The following is a 17,182-nucleotide window of genomic DNA, read 5'->3' as shown; positions in this document are numbered from 1 at the left end:
CATCCTCGCTTTAGTTGAACGATCAAATATGGTGTTTAGGCATTTCCGGCAGCCAAAGGAGGCGGCAGTGGGACTACTCCCAACGGTGGAAGATGTGGCGCTTCTCGCCAGCGTCTCGCGCCAGACCGTGTCCAATGTGCTGAATACGCCGGCCATCGTCAAGCCGGCCACCCGCCAGCGGGTCGAGAGCGCGATCGCGCAACTCGGCTACCGACAGAATGCGTCGGCCCGGCGTCTGCGCACGCAAAAGTCGTCGACAATCGGCATTCGCCTCGATCCGATGGTCAACGGAATCTCCGGCTCTGTCCTCGACCGTTTTCTCCACGCCCTCACCGAGCAGGCCGATGTTCGAGGGATGCGCGTACTGCTCTTCACCGCAGCCACGCCGGAAGCCGAAATCGAACAGATCCGTCGGCTCCGGGACGGTTCGGATGTAGATGCATTTGTGCTTACGGCCACTTTTCACGGCGACCCCCGCACGGAGTGGCTTATCAATAACCACGTGCCGTTTGTGACTTTCGGACGTCCCTGGGGGATTGATGACATGAACGATCCGCAGCACCTGTGGGTGGATGTCGACGGCTCAGCCGGCGTGCGCGCCGCCACCAATCACCTCATTGAATCCGGTGCCACCCGGGTGCACTATCTGGGCTGGCCCAGCCCCTCCGGTACCGGAGACGATCGCCGGCGCGGGTGGGCGGACGCCATGCGCAAGCATCTCGGCTCGGATGGCGCGGCGCTCGTGAATCTGGAGAGCATTTCCGTGGAGGACGTCTCGAAAGCTACTGCCGTCGTTGCGGAGCTGCTGAAGAGGCAGCCGTCGATCGACGCACTGGTGTGCGTGAGTGACTCGCTCGCACTCGGAGCGATGATCGCCGCGGCATCCGCCGGTCGTCCGCAACTTCCAATCATCGGCTTCGACAACACCCCGATTGCGCAGGCCGTCGGGTTCTCGAGTGTCGAACAGTCGCTCGGCCTTGTCGCCGCGGGAGCGCTTGAGCTGCTCATGGGCGCGACCGGCAGCGACCTTGTCGGCCGCAGGCCGTCTCCTGGAGAGGCTCACCGGCTCATCACCCCGGAACTGGTGATCCGGCGGCCCAATCAACTTTCGATCCGCGAGCCGAATTCGACCGATACGTAGTGCTGACAGGCACGACTCCTGACCACCAAGAAGGGAAACACAATGAACACCAACAGGAAATGGGGCGCGGCGCTGCTCGCGGTCGGCATGGTCGCCGGCCTCGCGGCATGCTCGTCCGGATCCAGTGGCGGCAACGCCGCCTCCAATAAGCCGTTGACGATGCTCATCGGTTCGAGTGGCGCAGCGGAGACCAAGGCCGTGCAGGATGCCTCGGATGCCTGGGCCGCCACCAACAAAACCAAGGTGACCGTCACCGCGGCGAGCGACCTCACGCAGCAGCTCGGACAGGGATTCTCCGGAGGCAATCCGCCGGATCTCTTCTACATGAGTTGGGACCAGTTCCAGACCTACGCGAGCAAGAAGTACCTCGAGCCCTACGCGGCAGACCAGGCGAACAAGGGTGCCTTCTACCCCGCGCTCACCAAGGCCTTCACCTATAAGAGCAGGTTCTACTGCGAGCCGAAGGACTTCTCGACGCTCGGCCTCATCATCAATTCCGACAAGTGGGCGGCAGCCGGACTCACCGCCTCCGACGTACCCAAGGACTGGGCGAGTCTCGAGACCGTAGCAAAGAAGTTGACAACGGCGGACACCGTCGGACTCGCGTTCGGTGCGGAGTACGCCCGAATCGGCACCTTCATGAACCAGGCCGGCGGATCGCTGCTGTCGAAGGACGGCAAGAAGGTCACCGCGGATACCGCCGAAAACATCGCCGGACTGACCGAGGTGAAGAAGCTTGCGACCGCGGGCGTGCTCAAGTTCCCGTCGGCGCTCGACTCCGGCTGGAGTGGTGAGGCACTCGGCAAGGGCAAGGCCGCGATGGTCATCGAGGGCCCGTGGATCAGCGGGCTGAAGGGCGACTACCCCAACCTCAAGTACACGGTAGCGGAGCTGCCGGCTGGCCCGGGTGGAAAGTCGACGTTCACGTTCAGCAACTGCTGGGGTATCCCGGCCCAGTCCAAGACCGCGACGGAGACAGAGAGCCTGGTCAAATACCTGACCTCGGATGCGCAGCAACTCAAGTTCTCGGCGGCCTTCGGCGTCATCCCGAGCACGGAGAGTGCAGCGAAGACCTACGCCACCACCTATCCGAATAACGCCCCGTTCGTGAAGGGCAATAACTATGCCGTGAGCCCGGTCGCCTTTGCGGGCGCCGCCTCGGTGATCGCCGACTTCAACTCGCAGCTTGAGGGCATCGCCAGCGGTGACCCGAAGGCGATACTGTCGGCGCTGCAGAAGAACCTGCAGTCGGCGCTCGACACCGCGAACGGCAAGTAGGCATCATGTCGACGAGCACCCTCCCCCGACCGGCGAAGGATTCCCCGCGCAACCGCAACCGCGGCGGCGGTATCCGGTCGGGGGAGGGGCGCTTTGGCTGGTTGTTCACCGCCCCGGCCATCGTGATCATCGGCGTCTTCCTCGTGTTTCCGATCATCCTGGCGCTCTGGGTAAGCGTGAGCGACTGGGGAGGACTCGGCTCGCCGATCAATTCGCAGGTCGAATTTGTGGGTGCGAAAAACTTCGCTCACGTGCTCACCTCCGGCGGCCTCGCGGAGAAGGATTTCGGCACGAGCATCCGCAACAACTTCTGGTTCGTCGTGTTCGTGGTGCCGCTGCAGACTGCGCTCGCGCTGTTTCTCGCGGTGCAGGTGAACCGGCGAGTCCTCCGCGGGCGTAGCTTCTTCCGCACGGCCTACTATTTCCCCTCGGTCACGAGCGCCGTCGCCATCACCGGCATCTTCGCGTTCCTTTTCGCCTCCTCGGGTGCCGTCAACTCGGTCATCGCCGCGCTTGGCGCCAAGGGACCGACCTGGTTCGCGGATCCTCGCGGACTGTTCCACATCATCGCCGGAGTGTTCGGTGTCGGCGACAACCCGCCGGTGCTCTCCTCGCCGGCGCTGCTCGAGTTGAGCTGGTGGGACTGGCTGTCAGGACCAAGCGTGGCGATGTGCGTGATCATCATCCTCGTCATTTTCACCACCTCTGGTACCTTCATGCTGCTCTTCCTTGCCGCACTTCAGAACATCGGCATCGAAGTGGAAGAGGCGTCGCTCATCGACGGTGCCGGTCCCTTCCGCAAGTTTTTCTCCGTGACGCTGCCGATGCTGCGTCCTACCCTGTTCACCGTGCTCACGCTCGGCCTCATCGGTACCTGGCAGATCTTCGACCAGATCTATATCCTCGGTCAGGGAAAGCCAGCGAAGACCACCCTCACGCCGGCCTTCCTCGCCTACCAGACCTCGTTCAAGGACCTCAACTGGGGGGATGGCGCGGCCATCTCGTTCATCCTGTTCGCGATCATCGTTGTTCTCACCCTGTTACAACGACTGGTGTTGCGAGATCGCGAAAAGGAACGGCTGGACCGGCCGCTGAGTCGCCTGCTCGCCGCCGATGCGACAGCCGCAGCGCATACTGCCGCGGCGAAGACTGCCGCACGGAACGGAAGCGTCCGATGACCACCACGGCACTTCCTCCGGATCTGAACGCCGCTGCACCGGCGACAATGGTGCGCACGCCGCCCCGACCGCCCTCTGGCGCGCACCGGGCCTGGCGACGGTTCCATATAGGTGCAATTCTCAGCTATACGATGCTCCTCCTCTTTGCAATTGTGTACATCTATCCATTCCTGGTGGCGATATCGTCATCATTCAAGACGGATGGTGACGCGACGAACAATCCGCTCGCGCTGATCCCGCAAACCTGGACGGTCGCCGCTTACCAGCAGCTGTTCTCGGGCTCGCCCTTGCCGCTGTGGGCACTCAACTCGGCGTTCATCACGATCATCGTCACTGCCGCGCGAGTCTTCTTCGACTCGCTGGCCGGCTATGCGCTGTCCCGGTTGAAATTCCGCGGCCGCACGATCGTCTTCAGCGCGCTGATCGCCGTGATGGCGGTGCCGAATGTTGTGTTGCTGATTCCGCGCTTCCTCATCCTCAAGCAGTTCGGGCTCTACGACAGCTACGCGGGCATGATCATCCCGCTGATCGTCGATGCGGGCGGGATCTTCATCATGAAGCAGTTCTTCGAGTCGATTCCGGTGAGCGTTGAGGAGGCCGCGCGCATCGACGGCGCCGGTATCTTCCGCACCTTCTGGACCATCGTGCTCCCCATGGCGAGGCCAGCGCTCGTGACCCTGTTCATCCTGAGTTTCCAGGGGTCGTGGAACGAATTCGGCGCTTTCGTTGTCTCGCGGCAGAATCCGAATCTCAACACCCTCACCACAGGAATAGCGAGCCTGTTCTCGGGACAGCTCGGATCGGGCAACCAATTTCCACTCAAGCTCGCCGCAGCCATCCTCATGACGATCCCGGTGGCCACGATCTTCTTTATCTTTCAACGGAAGATCATGAACACCACGGAGGGTGGGGAGAAGGGGTAGAGGCGCTGCGCTGTCGCTGCGCCCTCTCTGCGCTGTCTGCCCTCTCCGCGCCCAGGAGTGACACGCGCACCCGAAGGTGCGGGCGCGCGTGTCACTCCTGGGCGCGGGGAGTGGCGGGCGGATCCGGGTGCCGCGACTCTTTGGAGCTAGGGCCGATACTGGTGAAGCAGGAACAACCAGTACACGACGAAGTAGGCCGCCGTCGCAGCCCCGAGACCGAGCACGAGATTGAGCACCAGGTTCGCGACAGCGGTGCGCCAGCGTCCGGCGAGGGCGAACTGCAGCGTCTCGACCGACCAGGTGCTGAATGTTGTGAGGCCCCCGGCGATGCCGGTGAGCAGGATGAGGCGAAGCTCGGTGTCGACGATTCCCCGGTCGGCGAGGGCGAGTACCGCGCCGCCGAGCAGGGATCCGGCCACGTTCACCACCAGCACGGCCCGGGGAAATCGCGTCGCGCGGATGAAGGCGAGCGCGATCGCGTAGCGGGCGAGAGCTCCGAGGGCTCCGGCGCCGAGTACTGCGGCGATGAGTGCCGGGCTCATTCGTCCACCATGTCGATCTCCAGCGGTGTCGATCGCGGACGTCGACCGAGGCTGAGCCCGAGGAGTGCTGCACCGAAACCGAGTACGAGGGATAACACGAGGTACAGCACTGCGAGCATCCAGAGGCCGTTGTGAGCCTGGGCGATGAGCGAGATGATGAGTGCCGAGAAGGTGGTGAACGAGCCGACCGTGCCGGTACCGAGCCCCACCTTGAGCCAGTTGGGCGTGTGCGCCCGACGCCAGACGGTGGCGACAAGGACACCGAGAACGAAGGATCCGACGACGTTGATCAGGAGGGTGCTGAGAGGGAACTCCGTATCGGTATGGGGGATCACCGTATCGAGGGTGAGCCGCAGCCCCGTGCCGATCACGCCCCCCGCTGCGACAGCCGCCACTTCACGCCAGCCTGCCATGGGGGCTACTTCCGCGCCGAGGACTTCTTGGCGGCGGTCTCGCGCGCGAGACGCGCGGCACGGTCGACCTGGCTCTCGCTCCGAACCTCTCCGGCACTCACCCTCGACGTGCGGGCGGCGGGCGCGGCCGGTGGAAGCGGCTTTCGCATGATCGGACGACGGGGCTCGCCACGACGGGACTCGCCCGGCAGCGGGCGGTACGAACGGCTGTAGAGATTGCGCGAGGAGTCGAGCAGCCACGGTACCAGCGCGATCGTGACGCCGTGCACGAGCATCAGCTTCTGGCGGATGCGGCGGGCCTTGTGATTGTGCAGCAGGTTTTCCCACCAGTGCCCCACGATGTACTGCGGTGTATAAACCGTCACGACTTCGGAGCCGAACTCGGCCCGACGCGCCTTGATGTACTTGATGAGGGGCATGCTGATGTCGCGGTAGGGCGAGGGCACAATTCGCAGCGGCACTTGGATGTTCATCTCGTCCCACTGCTTCGAGAGCTGTTCAGAGGCGTGGTCGTCGATGTTGATGTGCACCGCCTCGATGCTGTCGTGGCGCGCTGCGATGGCGTAGTCGAGGGCCTTGAGAGTTGGCTTCTGCATCTTGCCGACGAGCACGACGGCGTGGTCCCCGGTGGCCCCGAAGGTAGTGGTGGGGTCGACCTCGATGTCCTTGGCCACCTGCGCGTAGTAGCGGTTGATCCGCAGCATCAGGAAGAAGAGCACTGGCATGATCGCGAACACCAGCCAGGCGCCGTGAGTGAACTTGGTGATCGTGACGACGATGAGCACGACTCCCGTGAAAGTCGCGCCAGTGGCATTGATTGCCCGGCTACGCCAGACCTGGCCGCGTTGTGTCTTGCTCAGGATTTCGCGTCCATCGCGCAGCATCCGCGTCCAGTGCACGACCATTCCGGTCTGGCCGAGAGTGAACGACACGAACACGCCGATGATGTAGAGCTGGATGAGCTGGGTGAGATTCGCGCGATAGATGACCAGAAGGAGGATGGCCGCGCCGCTGAGGACGAGCACCCCGTTCGAGTAGACGAGGCGATCACCGCGGGTCTGGAGGGACTTCGGCGCGTAGGAGTCGCGGGCCAGCACCGAGCCGAGCAGCGGGAAGCCGTTGAACGCCGTATTGGCAGCGAGCAGTAGCACCAGCGCAGTCGCCCCCTGGATCACGTAGAACATGAAGTACCCGCCACCGGGGAAGGTGGCCGCGGCGATCTGCGAGATCACGCTGGTCTGGGGCGCCGTTGTGCAGTCCTTGAAGCCCTGCAGGTCGCAGGCCGACTCCGCGTAGTGCACCTTACTGATCAGTGCCAGCGCCATGATGCCGATGGAGAGCACGATGGCGATGGAGCCCATGAGCACCAGAGTCTTCTGCGCGTTCTTGATCTTTGGGCGGCGGAAGGCCGGCACCCCGTTCGCCACGGCTTCGACACCTGTCAGGGCGGAACATCCGCTCGCGAAAGCCCGGAGAAGCAGCAGGATGAACGCGACCTGGGTAAGACTCGCCGGGTCTTTGACGGTGAAGGCTGAGGATGCCGCGATCGGGGTATCGCCGAGTGCGGCCCGCACCAACCCGGTGACGATCATTACACCCGTCGACGCGATGAAGAGGTAGGTGGGAAGCGCGAAGGTCTTGCTCGATTCGGCGACGCCGCGGAGGTTGATGGCGGCGAGAATAATCACGAAACCGACCGCGATCTCGACCCGATAGGTATTGAGCACCGGGAATGCCGAGATGATGTTATCCACGCCGGAGGCGACCGAAACCGTGACGGTGAGGATGTAGTCCACGAGGAGCGCGGAGGCGACGACCAGCCCCGATTTTTCGCCCAGGTTCTTATGGGCGACCTCATAGTCGCCACCGCCAGAGGGATATGCCTTGATGAGCTGGCGGTACGAGGTGACCACCACGACGAGCAGCAGCACGACGGCGGCCGCGACCCAGGGCGCGAAGCTGAGGAAGGCGAGGCCGCCGAGAGTGAGGATTAGCAGGAGTTCCTGCGGCGCATACGCCACGGAAGACAGTGCATCGCTCGCGAAAATAGGCAGCGCAAGGTGCTTCGGGAGGAGCTGGCCCTCGAGTTTCTCGGAGGCCAGCGGTTCGCCAATAAGCCATCGTTTCGGCGAGCGTACTTCGCTAGTCACGGAGTGCGACACTACACCTGAACCGAGGGCGCCTAGAAATCAGTCGCCGCAATGGGGAATACTTCGGGCAACCAAGCTCCCCGACCGGGTTTGGCCGACCACCTCCCGTTTTTCCGACCACCTCCCGTTTTTCCACGTGCCACCTCCCGTTTTTCCGACCACCTCGGTGTGCCGACAGGGAGGTGGTCGGAAAAACGGGAGGTGGTCGGAAAAACGGGAGGCGCGGATCAGCCGCGCAGGGTCTGTCGCACCTGTGCGAGCTGCTCTCGCAGGGTTGCGACGACGTCCTCGCCGAGGTCCCCCTGCCCGACGCGGCTCCGCAGGTCGATGCGCACCTGGTGACGGAATTCATCGAGCACCATCTCGGCCTCGCGCAATCGGGTCGCCGAAGTTTCGCGCTGCGGTTCTCCACGGATCGCGCGACCGGCCTCGCGAGCATCCGCCCGGGCCTCGCGCGCCGTCGCCGCCAGGTCGGCCCGCAGCGTCTTCATGGCGTTGTTCACCGAAGCGCGCACCTCGTCGGCGAGGCGGCGCACCGAGTCGGTGACGTCATTCTCGATGCCATCGAGTTCGCTGTGACGGGCTTCGAGCTCGGCCCGTCCAGCATCCGTGATCTCGTAGATGGTCTTGCGTCCGTCGGTCGACTTCGTGACGAGCGCTTCGTCTTCCAGCTTGGCGAGGCGGGGGTAGATCGTGCCGGCGCTCGGAACGTAGGTGCCGCCGAAGCGGGACCCGAGCGCTTGGATCAGTTCGTAGCCGTGCATCGGCCGGGTCGCGAGAATGCTGAGCAGGTAAAGCCGCAGGTGCCCGTGGGCGAAGACCGGGGGAGTCAAGCGCTCACCGCGTGCAGCACGGAGACGTCGCCGCTGACCGTGTTGGCGCGGAATTCGAGCCAGTGCTCCTCCAGCGTGCCGAACGTGCCGGTGTATCCGCCACGCACCCCGCGGATCTCGGAATCGTCGAGCTGCAGTTTGCCGCTCACGGTGTTGATCTTGTACTGCACGGGCACGCCCGGCTCGAGTCGCGTCGTGACGTCGCCGCTTACGGTATTGATCCGAACCAGTTGGGGGATGCCCCGGATGTCGAGGAACACGGTGCCGGAGACACCGTCACTGGTGAACGATATGGTCTCGCCACTCGCCGTCAGGTCGCCCGAGACGGTGTGGGCCACGATCCTGCCGCAGTGGTCGCGCACCGATATTTCGCCGCTCACCGCGTTGAGTTCGAGGTCACCGTGATGGTTGTCGATCATCACGTCGCCGCTCACCGTGCTGATGCGGGCATCCGCGGTCAGTCCGCTGATGAGCGCACTCGCAGTCACGATGCCGAACTTGAGGCCGACATCGCGAGGAACCATGATGCTGATGTCCGCGCTCGCGTTGCCGCGAAACGACTTGAACACCTCGATGAAGTTGTCCCAGCCAAGCTGGGGATGGTCGATCTCGAGCGTGTCCCCGTTGATCGTGACTGTGAGCGCTTTGCCGCGCACCGAGTGCACCTCGACGCGAGCGCCGGGGTCGTCGTGTCCGACGATATTCACCTGGCCAGCGACAAGGCCAACCTTGAGCTTGCGGATCATCTCGATGTCGATGGTCTTCTCGCCGTCGATGAGCCACTTCTCCTGGGCCATGGGGTCTCCTTCGATTGGGTGGGGATGGGGCGGATGCCGCGACATCCACGTTCGAGCTATATCGCGTCTCAACAAACTCAAGATATATCGCGAGTTGGGTTTGCGCAAGGGTGCTCTGGAAAGGAGCTGCGGTTCGCGGATCGGGAGGCTCCGCGGCCCTCAGCGACACTCGCGCCCAAACAGGCGGGCGCGAGTGTCGCTCAGGGCCGCGAAGGTGCCGCTGGAAGCTCGAAATCGCACTCGACCTTTGCGCGTGGTCCCCTCCCGCGTGCGAGCCACGAGGGAGTCAAACAACCGACGTGCCGATCCAGGAGATCCCCCGATGGCCTCCTGTACCTTCCTCTCCCTCCGATGATCCCCCTCTTCATTCAGGCGGGTGTGACACTCATAGCGCAAAAGTCACGGACAGGTGGATGCCGGCCCTCTGCGCCGGGCGTGCGTCCGCTACCGGTCGTACTCGTACCGCCGGGCGATCGCGAGCGCGGTGACGGATGCCCTCAGACCGAAGGTGGCAAGCGAAACGGCGGAGATCATGACGGCACCCGCTCGGCAGTGGCGACCGCAGTCGGCGCGATCGGCACAGTCAGCAATGGGATGGTCACGTTGACCATCGGCCCGATGAGCAGAGCAAAGAGCACGGTGCCGATGCCGACATTGCCTCCGAGCAGCCAGCCGATGGCCAGCACCGTCACCTCGATCGAGGTGCGCACGATCCACAGGCGCCACCCCCAGCGGCGATGGATGCCCGTCATCAGGCCGTCGCGCGGCCCCGGTCCGAATCGGGCACCAATGTAGAGGCCCGTTGCAAGGGCGAGTAGCGCCAGCCCGCCGGCGAAGAGCACCACCTGCTCCCACAGTTCATGTGCGACCGGAAGCAGCCAGAGGCCGAGCTGGGCGCTCGGCCCGATCAGCAGCACGTTGAGCAGGGTGCCGAGACCCGGCCTCTGGCGGATCGGTATCCAGAGCACCAATACGAGCAGCCCGACGAGGTTCGTGATGAGGCCGAACGCGAGACCGGTCTGCCGGGCGATTCCCTGCGTCAGAACGTCCCACGGTGAGACGCCGATGCCGGCCTGCACCATCATCGCGATCGCGAACCCGTAGAGGAACAGGCCGACGAGCAATTGGGGAATACGCCGAATCATCATGGGCCAATCCAATTCGGTAATTGGCTTTCTTGCAAGATGCCAATTCTCCTAGAGTGGTTCTATGAATACCCTCTCTGCGCGGTCATTGGCCTCCTTGGTGCGCGGATGGCGAGAGGCCACTACCGCTCCCGCGTATGCGGCGCTCGCCGACCGCATCCGCCTGCTCATCCTCGACGGCCGCATCCCGCTCGGCACCAGGGTGCCCGCGGAACGCGACCTCGCCGCGCAGCTCGGGGTCAGTCGCACCACCGTGACCGCGAGCTACGGCGAGCTGAGAGACGCCGGATTCCTCGAAAGCCTGCGCGGATCGGGCAGCATCGCACGGCTGCCCACACGGTTCCCGCCCATCTTCGACACCCACCAGACCGGGTACCTCGACTTCAGCAAAGCGGCTCTTCCCGCGATTCCGGCACTCGTCGAGGCGGTCAATCGAGCCGCAGCCGAACTGCCGGCCTATCTCGGAGACTCGGGCTTCGATCCGATTGGACTCCCGGTTTTGCGCACCGCCGTCGCGGACCGCTTCACCGCGCGCGGCGTGCCAACCGAGCCGGAGCAAATCATGATTACCCTCGGCGCCCAGCACGCGATCGCGCTGGTCGCGCGGACCCTGCTCGGTCGCGGGGATAGCGCACTCGTCGAGTCGCCAAGCTATCCGCATGCCTACGAAGCGCTGAGACTCACCGGCGCGCGGCTCGTTCCCGTGAGCGTTACCAGCAACGAAGGGTGGGACGAGGCCGCCCTCGAACAGACGCTCCGACGCTCCAGTCCGGCGATGGGCTACCTCATGCCCGACTTCCACAATCCCACCGGGCGTACCATGCCTCCCGCGCAACGAGAGCGGCTGCTTGCGCTCGCCGAGCGGCAGGGAACGGTGATCGTCGCCGATGAGACCATGGCCGAGCTCACTATCGATCGAGTGAATGCACCCCTTCCCCTCGCCGCCTATGGTGCTGCCGTCACCATCGGCTCAGTGGGAAAGACCGTGTGGGGCGGGGTGCGCATCGGGTGGATCCGAGCCGAGCGCCAGCTCATCCAGAAGCTCACACGAGCGCGAAGCGCGGGGGACCTCGGAACCCCGGCCCTTGAACAGCTAGTGGTGAAGAACCTGCTGGAGGACTACGACGCGATTCTCGAAACCCGGCGAGCTCAGTTGCGGGCGGGCCGAGATCACCTCGCCGACAGGCTCGCGGTCGCGTTCCCCGAGTGGAGGGTACCGACCCCCGACGGCGGGCTCACCACCTGGGTCAATCTCGGTGCGCCGGTGAGCTCGCAGCTCACGCTCGCCGCCCGGGCGGAAGGCCTGTTGCTCGCGGCTGGTCCCCGCTTCGGTATAGACGGCACATTCGAGCGCTTCCTTCGCATTCCGTTCGGATATTCAGCGGATGAAACGGATCGTGCGGTGACGGCTCTGAGCGCCGCATGGGTATCGCTTGCGCGTGGCCCGCTACTCGACCAATCATTCCTCGCAGACGTGGTCTAGCCCTTTCTACTTACTCCTGAGAGAGTATGCACACGCCCAGCAAGCCCTGAGATACTTTCGAAGAGCACATGGTCGTGCGCTTCCCCCGCCGCTGCTCCAGGAGTCCCCCCGTGCATCTGTTTTCGGTTTTCAGCCTTCGTAACCGCGCCCTCATCGCGCTGATCACAATCGTGATTGGTATCTTCGGAGGCATCGCGCTCACCTCGTTCAAGCAGGAGTTGATCCCCTCTCTCTCGCTACCCTCGGTCTTCATCGTCACCAGCTACCCTGGTGCGTCGCCCGACGTCGTGAACACCGACCTGAGCACTCCGATCGAGAGCGCCCTTCAGGGGATCGAGAATCTCGAATCGACCACGGCGACCTCGAATACCGCAGCATCCACTGTCACGGCCTCCTTTTCGTACGGTACCGATATCGCCACCTCCGAGCAAAAGGTCCAGCTCGCCCTCGACCGCATCAAGACGAGACTCCCTGCGAGCGTCACCCCCCAGGTGATCACCTTCAGCCTCAGCGATCTGCCGGTGATCCAGCTCGCCGTCACGAGCGATATGGATGCGAACACCCTCGCGTCGAAGCTGTCGACTCTCACGGTTACGAACCTCAAGCAGCTCACCGGCGTCAGCGACGTCAGCCTGCTCGGCGCCGCGTCCCAGCGCGTGACGATCACGCCGGATGCCGCAAAGCTCACTGCTAACGGCCTCAGTATCCAGTCGATCAAGACCGCACTCACCGCGAATGGCACCCTCCTCGCGAGCGGATCGATAACCGAGAACTCGAAGACGCTCACGGTGCAGTCCGGATCGCGCATCACCACGACCGACGAGATCGCGGCCCTTCCGTTGCTCGGCGCGAGGTCCCTCACGATCCCCACTGTCGCGGATGTTGCGACCGTCGCCGTCGTCAACGATCCGACGAGCGGCTACTCCAGCGTCAATGGCAAGCCAGCCGTCTCGCTCAACGTCACCAAGTCGGCAGCCGGCAACACCGTGTCGGTATCGAATCTGGTTCGAAGCGACCTGCCGACTCTCGAGAAGCAGCTCGGCAGCAACACCAAGTTCGTGGTCGTCGCCGACCAGGCGCCATCGATCACCCAGTCGATCAACAGCCTTGCGCAAGAAGGGCTGCTCGGCCTCGGCTTCGCCGTGATCATCATCTTCGTCTTCCTGTTCTCGGTGCGGTCGACCCTCGTCGTCGCGATCTCGATTCCCGTCTCTGTGCTCATCACCTTCATCGGCATGCAGGCCTCCGGCTACACGCTCAACATCATTACGCTCGCGGCACTCACCATCGCGATCGGGCGGGTGGTCGACGACTCCATCGTCGTGATCGAGAACATCAAGAGGCACATCGGTCTCGGCGAAGAAAAGCTGCCAGCCATCCTCACCGCCGTGCGGGAGGTCGCGACGGCCGTCACCGCCTCCACAATCACCACAGTTGCGGTATTTTTGCCGATTGCACTCGTCGGTGGACTCACCGGGGAGCTGTTCCGTCCCTTCGCCATCACCGTCACGATTGCCCTCCTCGCATCGCTGTTCGTGTCGCTCACGATTGTTCCGGTGCTTGCGTACTGGTTCCTCGGAAGCCGCAAGAATGCGCGCCGGCACGCCGAAGGCGAGTCCGTTGCGGCCTCCACCGGTGCGGACGAGTTCGAGCAGACGACTCGGCTGCAAAAGGTGTACCTTCCGGTCATCCGCTGGACCCTCAGATTTCCTGCTCTCGTGCTCATCGCAGCCTTTGTCGTGTTGATGGGCAGCGCACTGCTTGCCACGAGCCTCAAGACAAACTTCATCGGCAACAGCGGGCAGAACACGCTCACCGTCACCCAGACTCTGCCCCTTGGCACGAGCCTCGAGGCACAGGATGCCGCCTCGAAGAAGGTAGAGACTCTGCTGCGCAACGTGAAGGGTGTCGACACCGTTCTGCTCACCATCGGATCCGGCGGCAGCTCGCTGCGCGCAGCGTTCTCCGGAGGCGGCTCGAGCACCTTCTCGCTGACGACCAATCCCGATGCCGACCAGGCCAAACTGCAGGCCACGGTCACCGCCCAGTTGAAAAAGACCACCGGAGAGGGCGAGCTCGCGGTGGCCACCGCGCAGGGCGGGTTCGCCTCCTCCAACATCGAGGTGAACGTCACGGCCGGCAGTGATGCCGACTTGCGGAATGCCTCCGATGTCATTCTCGCGAAAATGAAGAACCTCTCCGTGGTCTCGCGTGCGTCGAGCAACCTGTCCGCCTCGCTCCCCTATATAGCGGTGCAGATCGATCGGGCGAAAGCAGCGGCCGATGGGCTCAGCGAGGTACAGGTCGGTGGCATCGTCACCCAGGCGATGAACCCGAGCGCCACCGGCAGTGTGGTCATCGATGGCAAGATGTTGTCGATCTATGTCAATAACTCCACCGCCCCGCTCACGACGGACGCGCTCAACACCTTCTCGATCCCGACAGCGAAGGGCGCGGTGCCGCTTTCCGACCTCGCCACGATCGCCACGGTAAACGGGCCCTCGAGCATCACCACGATCAAAGGGCTGCGCAGCGCCACCCTCACGGTGGTGCCGGGGACGGACAATACCGGAAGCGCCTCGGCGATCGTGTCGGCCGCTGTGGCGAAGCTGAAGCTTCCTGCGAGCGCGACCGCGACCCTCGGTGGCGTGACCACCCAACAGAGCGACTCGTTCGGCCAGCTCGGCCTTGCCCTGCTCGCCGCCATCCTCATCGTCTACGTCGTGATGGTGGCCACCTTCAAGAGCCTGCGCCAGCCATTGCTGCTTCTCGTCTCGATTCCGTTTGCGGCGACCGGGGCCATCGCGCTTCAGGTGATCTCGGGAGTACCCCTCGGTGTCGCGTCGCTGATCGGAGTGCTCTTGCTGATCGGGATCGTGGTGACTAACGCCATTGTGCTTGTCGACCTGATCAACCAGTACCGAACCCGTGGCATGAAGGTGACCGAGGCGATCATCAACGGCGCGTCACGTCGACTCCGGCCGATCCTCATGACCGCGCTGGCGACGATTTTCGCGCTGGTGCCCCTCGGCATCGGTCTGACCGGTCATGGTGGCTTCATCTCGCAGCCGCTCGCGATCGTCGTGATCGGTGGGCTGGTGTCATCCACGCTGCTCACCCTCATCGTGCTTCCAGTGCTCTATTACCTCGTCGAGGGCGCGAAGGAACGCCGCACGGATCGTCGCGCGGCGAAGGCGGCGCTTTCTTCCACCCCTTAGGCCCTCTCGCCCCGAAGTGGCCGGATGCCCGCACGCAAGCCGCGGCGCCCGGACGCCCGACCACGGCGAGGGTGCCCGACCCGCGAAGCTAGGCTCGTCGAATGGCTACCCCTGATTTCGTGCTCACCCTCCGCGAGAAGGTCGGTCATGACGAGCTGTGGCTGCCCGGGGTGACTGCCGTCGTGCTTCGTGGCGCTGAGGTGCTTCTGGTTCGCCGCGCCGACAGCGGCGCGTGGACTCCGGTCACCGGCATCGTCGACCCGGGCGAGGAGCCCGCCGTCGCGGCCGAGCGTGAAGTGCTGGAGGAGGCGGATGTCATCGCTCACGTCGAATCCCTGTCCTGGGTAAAAGTCATCGACCTTGTCACGTACGACAACGGCGACCGGTCACGGTATCTCGACCTGGTGTTCCGCTGCAGTTGGGTGTCGGGTGAGCCGTTCCCCGCCGATGGGGAGAACACCGAGGCCGCCTGGTTCTCGTTGGACGCGCTGCCCGCGCTTTCGGCCGACATGAGCGAGCGCATAAAAGTTGCCGTCATCGGTGCGGAGTCCACCCGCTTCGAGCGCTGAGATTAGCCGCCAACCGGCCCGTCCACCGTGGCGGGAAAGAAGATGGCGATGCGCGACCGCGCGTCGTCGTTGGGGATTGCAAGATGCTCTCGTCGAGCGAGTGCCCGACGAAGAACGGTGGATTCGAGTCATCCACCTGCCACGGTGCAGAGGCCTGGACCGCGTGTGGGCAGGCTTCAAGACTCGCGCGGCCGAGGCGGCAGAGGGCGAGGGAGTGAAAGCCCGTCAGCTTGCTGCCGTCGTAAATCGAGATGACCGCCGCTCACGGGGTAGCCGCCTCCGACGAGTCACGGGGAGGCAGGCATCCGCCCGTTCTCCGGTGATGCAGCCGTACTCGAGATTCTCGACGACAACGATATGGGGATAGGTCTTCACCTGCGGGTAGGGCGACTGGTTGGAAGGCGTGACCTTACCGGACTGCGCAACAGGGCGCACGTGGCGAGGGCGAGCACCGTGACGGCGCCGACGGCCGACGAAGACGCATTCGGGTCAATCTGATGCGCTTTCGGCGGGTGTGCTGTAACGTTGCGGGGTCGGCTCTAGACATCGCGACAGAAACGCGAATGGGTTTGTAAGTCTTTCGGGCCGGTTTCCCTCAGTTCTCACCATAAGAGAACATCTCCAGCTACTCCCTGGAATACGTGGGAACAATCACGTATGTGAAACGGTCCTGGCCAAAGACTGCCCGGGTTCCCGCAGAAGCACTGCTTGTTGGCAGTGCGCTGCCATGCAATTAAAAACAACCCGGAAATACGACTATGCCATTCGATAAAAAAGCGGCCTCAGGCCGACCTGTCAAAAAATACAACTCCGCCGGACCCGCCAAAAACGGCAGCCGAAGCGAGGGACACCGAGGCTTTCACAATGATGCCCCGGTGAAGAAGCGATGGAACGCGGATGAGCGCGCCGCGCGCACCGGGGACCGCCCGGCTGGAAACGACCGGCCGGCATCCACGGATCGCCGCCCGAATTGGAATCCGACAAATGACCGCCCGGCGCGTCCGTCGTACGGTGACCGCCCACAGCGCACCGAGCGTCCGGCCTATGGGGAGCGCACCGAGCGTCCCTCCTACAACGATCGCCCCGCCCGCCCCTCCTATAACGACCGTCCCGCGCGCCCGGCCTACAACGCGAACGATCGCCCGGCCCGCCCGGCATACGGCGATCGCCCGCAGCGCACGGATCGTCCGGCCTATAACGACCGTCCGGCTCGTACGGATCGTCCGGCTCAGTCCGAGCGTCCGGCCTACAACGACCGTCCCGCTCGTACCGAGCGTCCGGCCTATAACGACCGTCCCGCCCGCACGGATCGCCCGTCGTACAGCAACGACCGTCCGGCTCGTACCGAGCGTCCGGCCTATAACGACCGTCCGGCTCGTACCGAGCGTCCGGCCTATAACGACCGTCCGGCTCGTAACGAGCGTCCGGCCTATAACGACCGTCCGGCTCGTACCGAGCGTCCGGCCTATAACGACCGTCCGGCTCGTACCGAGCGTCCGGCCTATAACGACC

13 protein-coding genes and 1 pseudogene are annotated in these 17,182 nt (G+C 64.1%); 8 read left to right on the top strand and 6 right to left on the bottom strand.

Features of this window, described 5'->3' with window-relative positions; translation table 11 throughout:
- Positions 1-67 precede the first annotated feature (67 nt).
- From RCH11_RS14615 to RCH11_RS14600, 4 genes are read left to right on the top strand one after another with little or no spacing between them, the layout of a single operon-like run.
- Complete coding sequence (locus tag RCH11_RS14615) at positions 68-1,141, top strand: LacI family DNA-binding transcriptional regulator (RefSeq protein ID WP_327057751.1); 1,074 nt, start codon at positions 68-70, stop codon at positions 1,139-1,141.
- A 42-nt stretch (positions 1,142-1,183) separates the two neighbouring features.
- The gene (locus tag RCH11_RS14610; RefSeq protein ID WP_327057750.1) at positions 1,184-2,419 is read left to right on the top strand and encodes a sugar ABC transporter substrate-binding protein; all 1,236 of its coding nucleotides are present in this window, start codon (positions 1,184-1,186) and stop codon (positions 2,417-2,419) included.
- A gap of 5 nt (positions 2,420-2,424) precedes the next feature.
- Positions 2,425-3,597: a carbohydrate ABC transporter permease gene (locus RCH11_RS14605; protein ID WP_327057749.1), complete on the top strand. Its 1,173-nt coding sequence runs from the start codon at positions 2,425-2,427 to the stop codon at positions 3,595-3,597.
- Positions 3,594-4,520 carry a carbohydrate ABC transporter permease gene (locus tag RCH11_RS14600; protein WP_327057748.1) on the top strand — a complete coding sequence of 309 codons (927 nt, stop codon included), beginning with the start codon at positions 3,594-3,596 and terminating at the stop codon, positions 4,518-4,520. The genes RCH11_RS14605 and RCH11_RS14600 overlap by 4 nt, the downstream gene beginning before the upstream one ends.
- Positions 4,521-4,666: 146 nt before the next feature.
- Here RCH11_RS14600 and RCH11_RS14595 read toward each other — a convergent pair whose 3' ends face one another.
- The 6 genes from RCH11_RS14595 to yczE all read right to left on the bottom strand — a co-directional run bounded on the left by RCH11_RS14595 (position 4,667) and on the right by yczE (position 10,403).
- Positions 4,667-5,062 carry a fluoride efflux transporter FluC gene (locus RCH11_RS14595; RefSeq protein ID WP_327057747.1) on the bottom strand — a complete coding sequence of 132 codons (396 nt, stop codon included), beginning with the start codon at positions 5,060-5,062 and terminating at the stop codon, positions 4,667-4,669.
- Positions 5,059-5,475 (bottom strand): fluoride efflux transporter FluC, encoded by a 417-nt coding sequence (locus RCH11_RS14590; protein ID WP_327057746.1) that lies wholly within the window; start codon positions 5,473-5,475, stop codon positions 5,059-5,061. The genes RCH11_RS14595 and RCH11_RS14590 overlap by 4 nt, the downstream gene beginning before the upstream one ends.
- Positions 5,476-5,480: 5 nt before the next feature.
- Positions 5,481-7,625, bottom strand: coding sequence for an APC family permease (locus RCH11_RS14585; RefSeq protein WP_327057745.1), 2,145 nt, complete (start codon positions 7,623-7,625; stop codon positions 5,481-5,483).
- 227 nt (positions 7,626-7,852) lie between these two features.
- Positions 7,853-8,458 (bottom strand): PadR family transcriptional regulator, encoded by a 606-nt coding sequence (locus tag RCH11_RS14580; protein WP_327057744.1) that lies wholly within the window; start codon positions 8,456-8,458, stop codon positions 7,853-7,855.
- Positions 8,455-9,255 (bottom strand): DUF4097 family beta strand repeat-containing protein, encoded by an 801-nt coding sequence (locus tag RCH11_RS14575; protein ID WP_327057743.1) that lies wholly within the window; start codon positions 9,253-9,255, stop codon positions 8,455-8,457. The genes RCH11_RS14580 and RCH11_RS14575 overlap by 4 nt, the downstream gene beginning before the upstream one ends.
- A gap of 530 nt (positions 9,256-9,785) precedes the next feature.
- The gene (gene yczE / locus RCH11_RS14570) at positions 9,786-10,403 is read right to left on the bottom strand and encodes a membrane protein YczE (protein WP_327057742.1); all 618 of its coding nucleotides are present in this window, start codon (positions 10,401-10,403) and stop codon (positions 9,786-9,788) included.
- 61 nt (positions 10,404-10,464) lie between these two features.
- On the opposite strand from yczE, the gene yczR reads away from it, so the two are divergent.
- The 4 genes and pseudogenes from yczR to RCH11_RS14550 all read left to right on the top strand — a co-directional run.
- A complete protein-coding gene (gene yczR / locus RCH11_RS14565) occupies positions 10,465-11,883 on the top strand; it encodes a MocR-like transcription factor YczR (RefSeq protein WP_327057741.1) in 1,419 nt (472 codons plus the stop codon).
- A gap of 110 nt (positions 11,884-11,993) precedes the next feature.
- Entirely contained in the window at positions 11,994-15,101 is a 3,108-nt protein-coding gene (locus RCH11_RS14560) for an efflux RND transporter permease subunit (RefSeq protein WP_327057740.1), read from the top strand.
- 101 nt (positions 15,102-15,202) lie between these two features.
- A complete protein-coding gene (locus tag RCH11_RS14555) occupies positions 15,203-15,670 on the top strand; it encodes an NUDIX hydrolase (protein WP_327057739.1) in 468 nt (155 codons plus the stop codon).
- An 875-nt stretch (positions 15,671-16,545) separates the two neighbouring features.
- Positions 16,546-17,182: pseudogene (locus RCH11_RS14550) on the top strand (DEAD/DEAH box helicase); the annotation flags it as partial.

This window comes from Glaciihabitans sp. GrIS 2.15, assembly GCF_035984695.1.
Taxonomy (GTDB): domain Bacteria; phylum Actinomycetota; class Actinomycetes; order Actinomycetales; family Microbacteriaceae; genus Lacisediminihabitans.
This window is presented reverse-complemented; position numbering and strand designations above follow the sequence as displayed.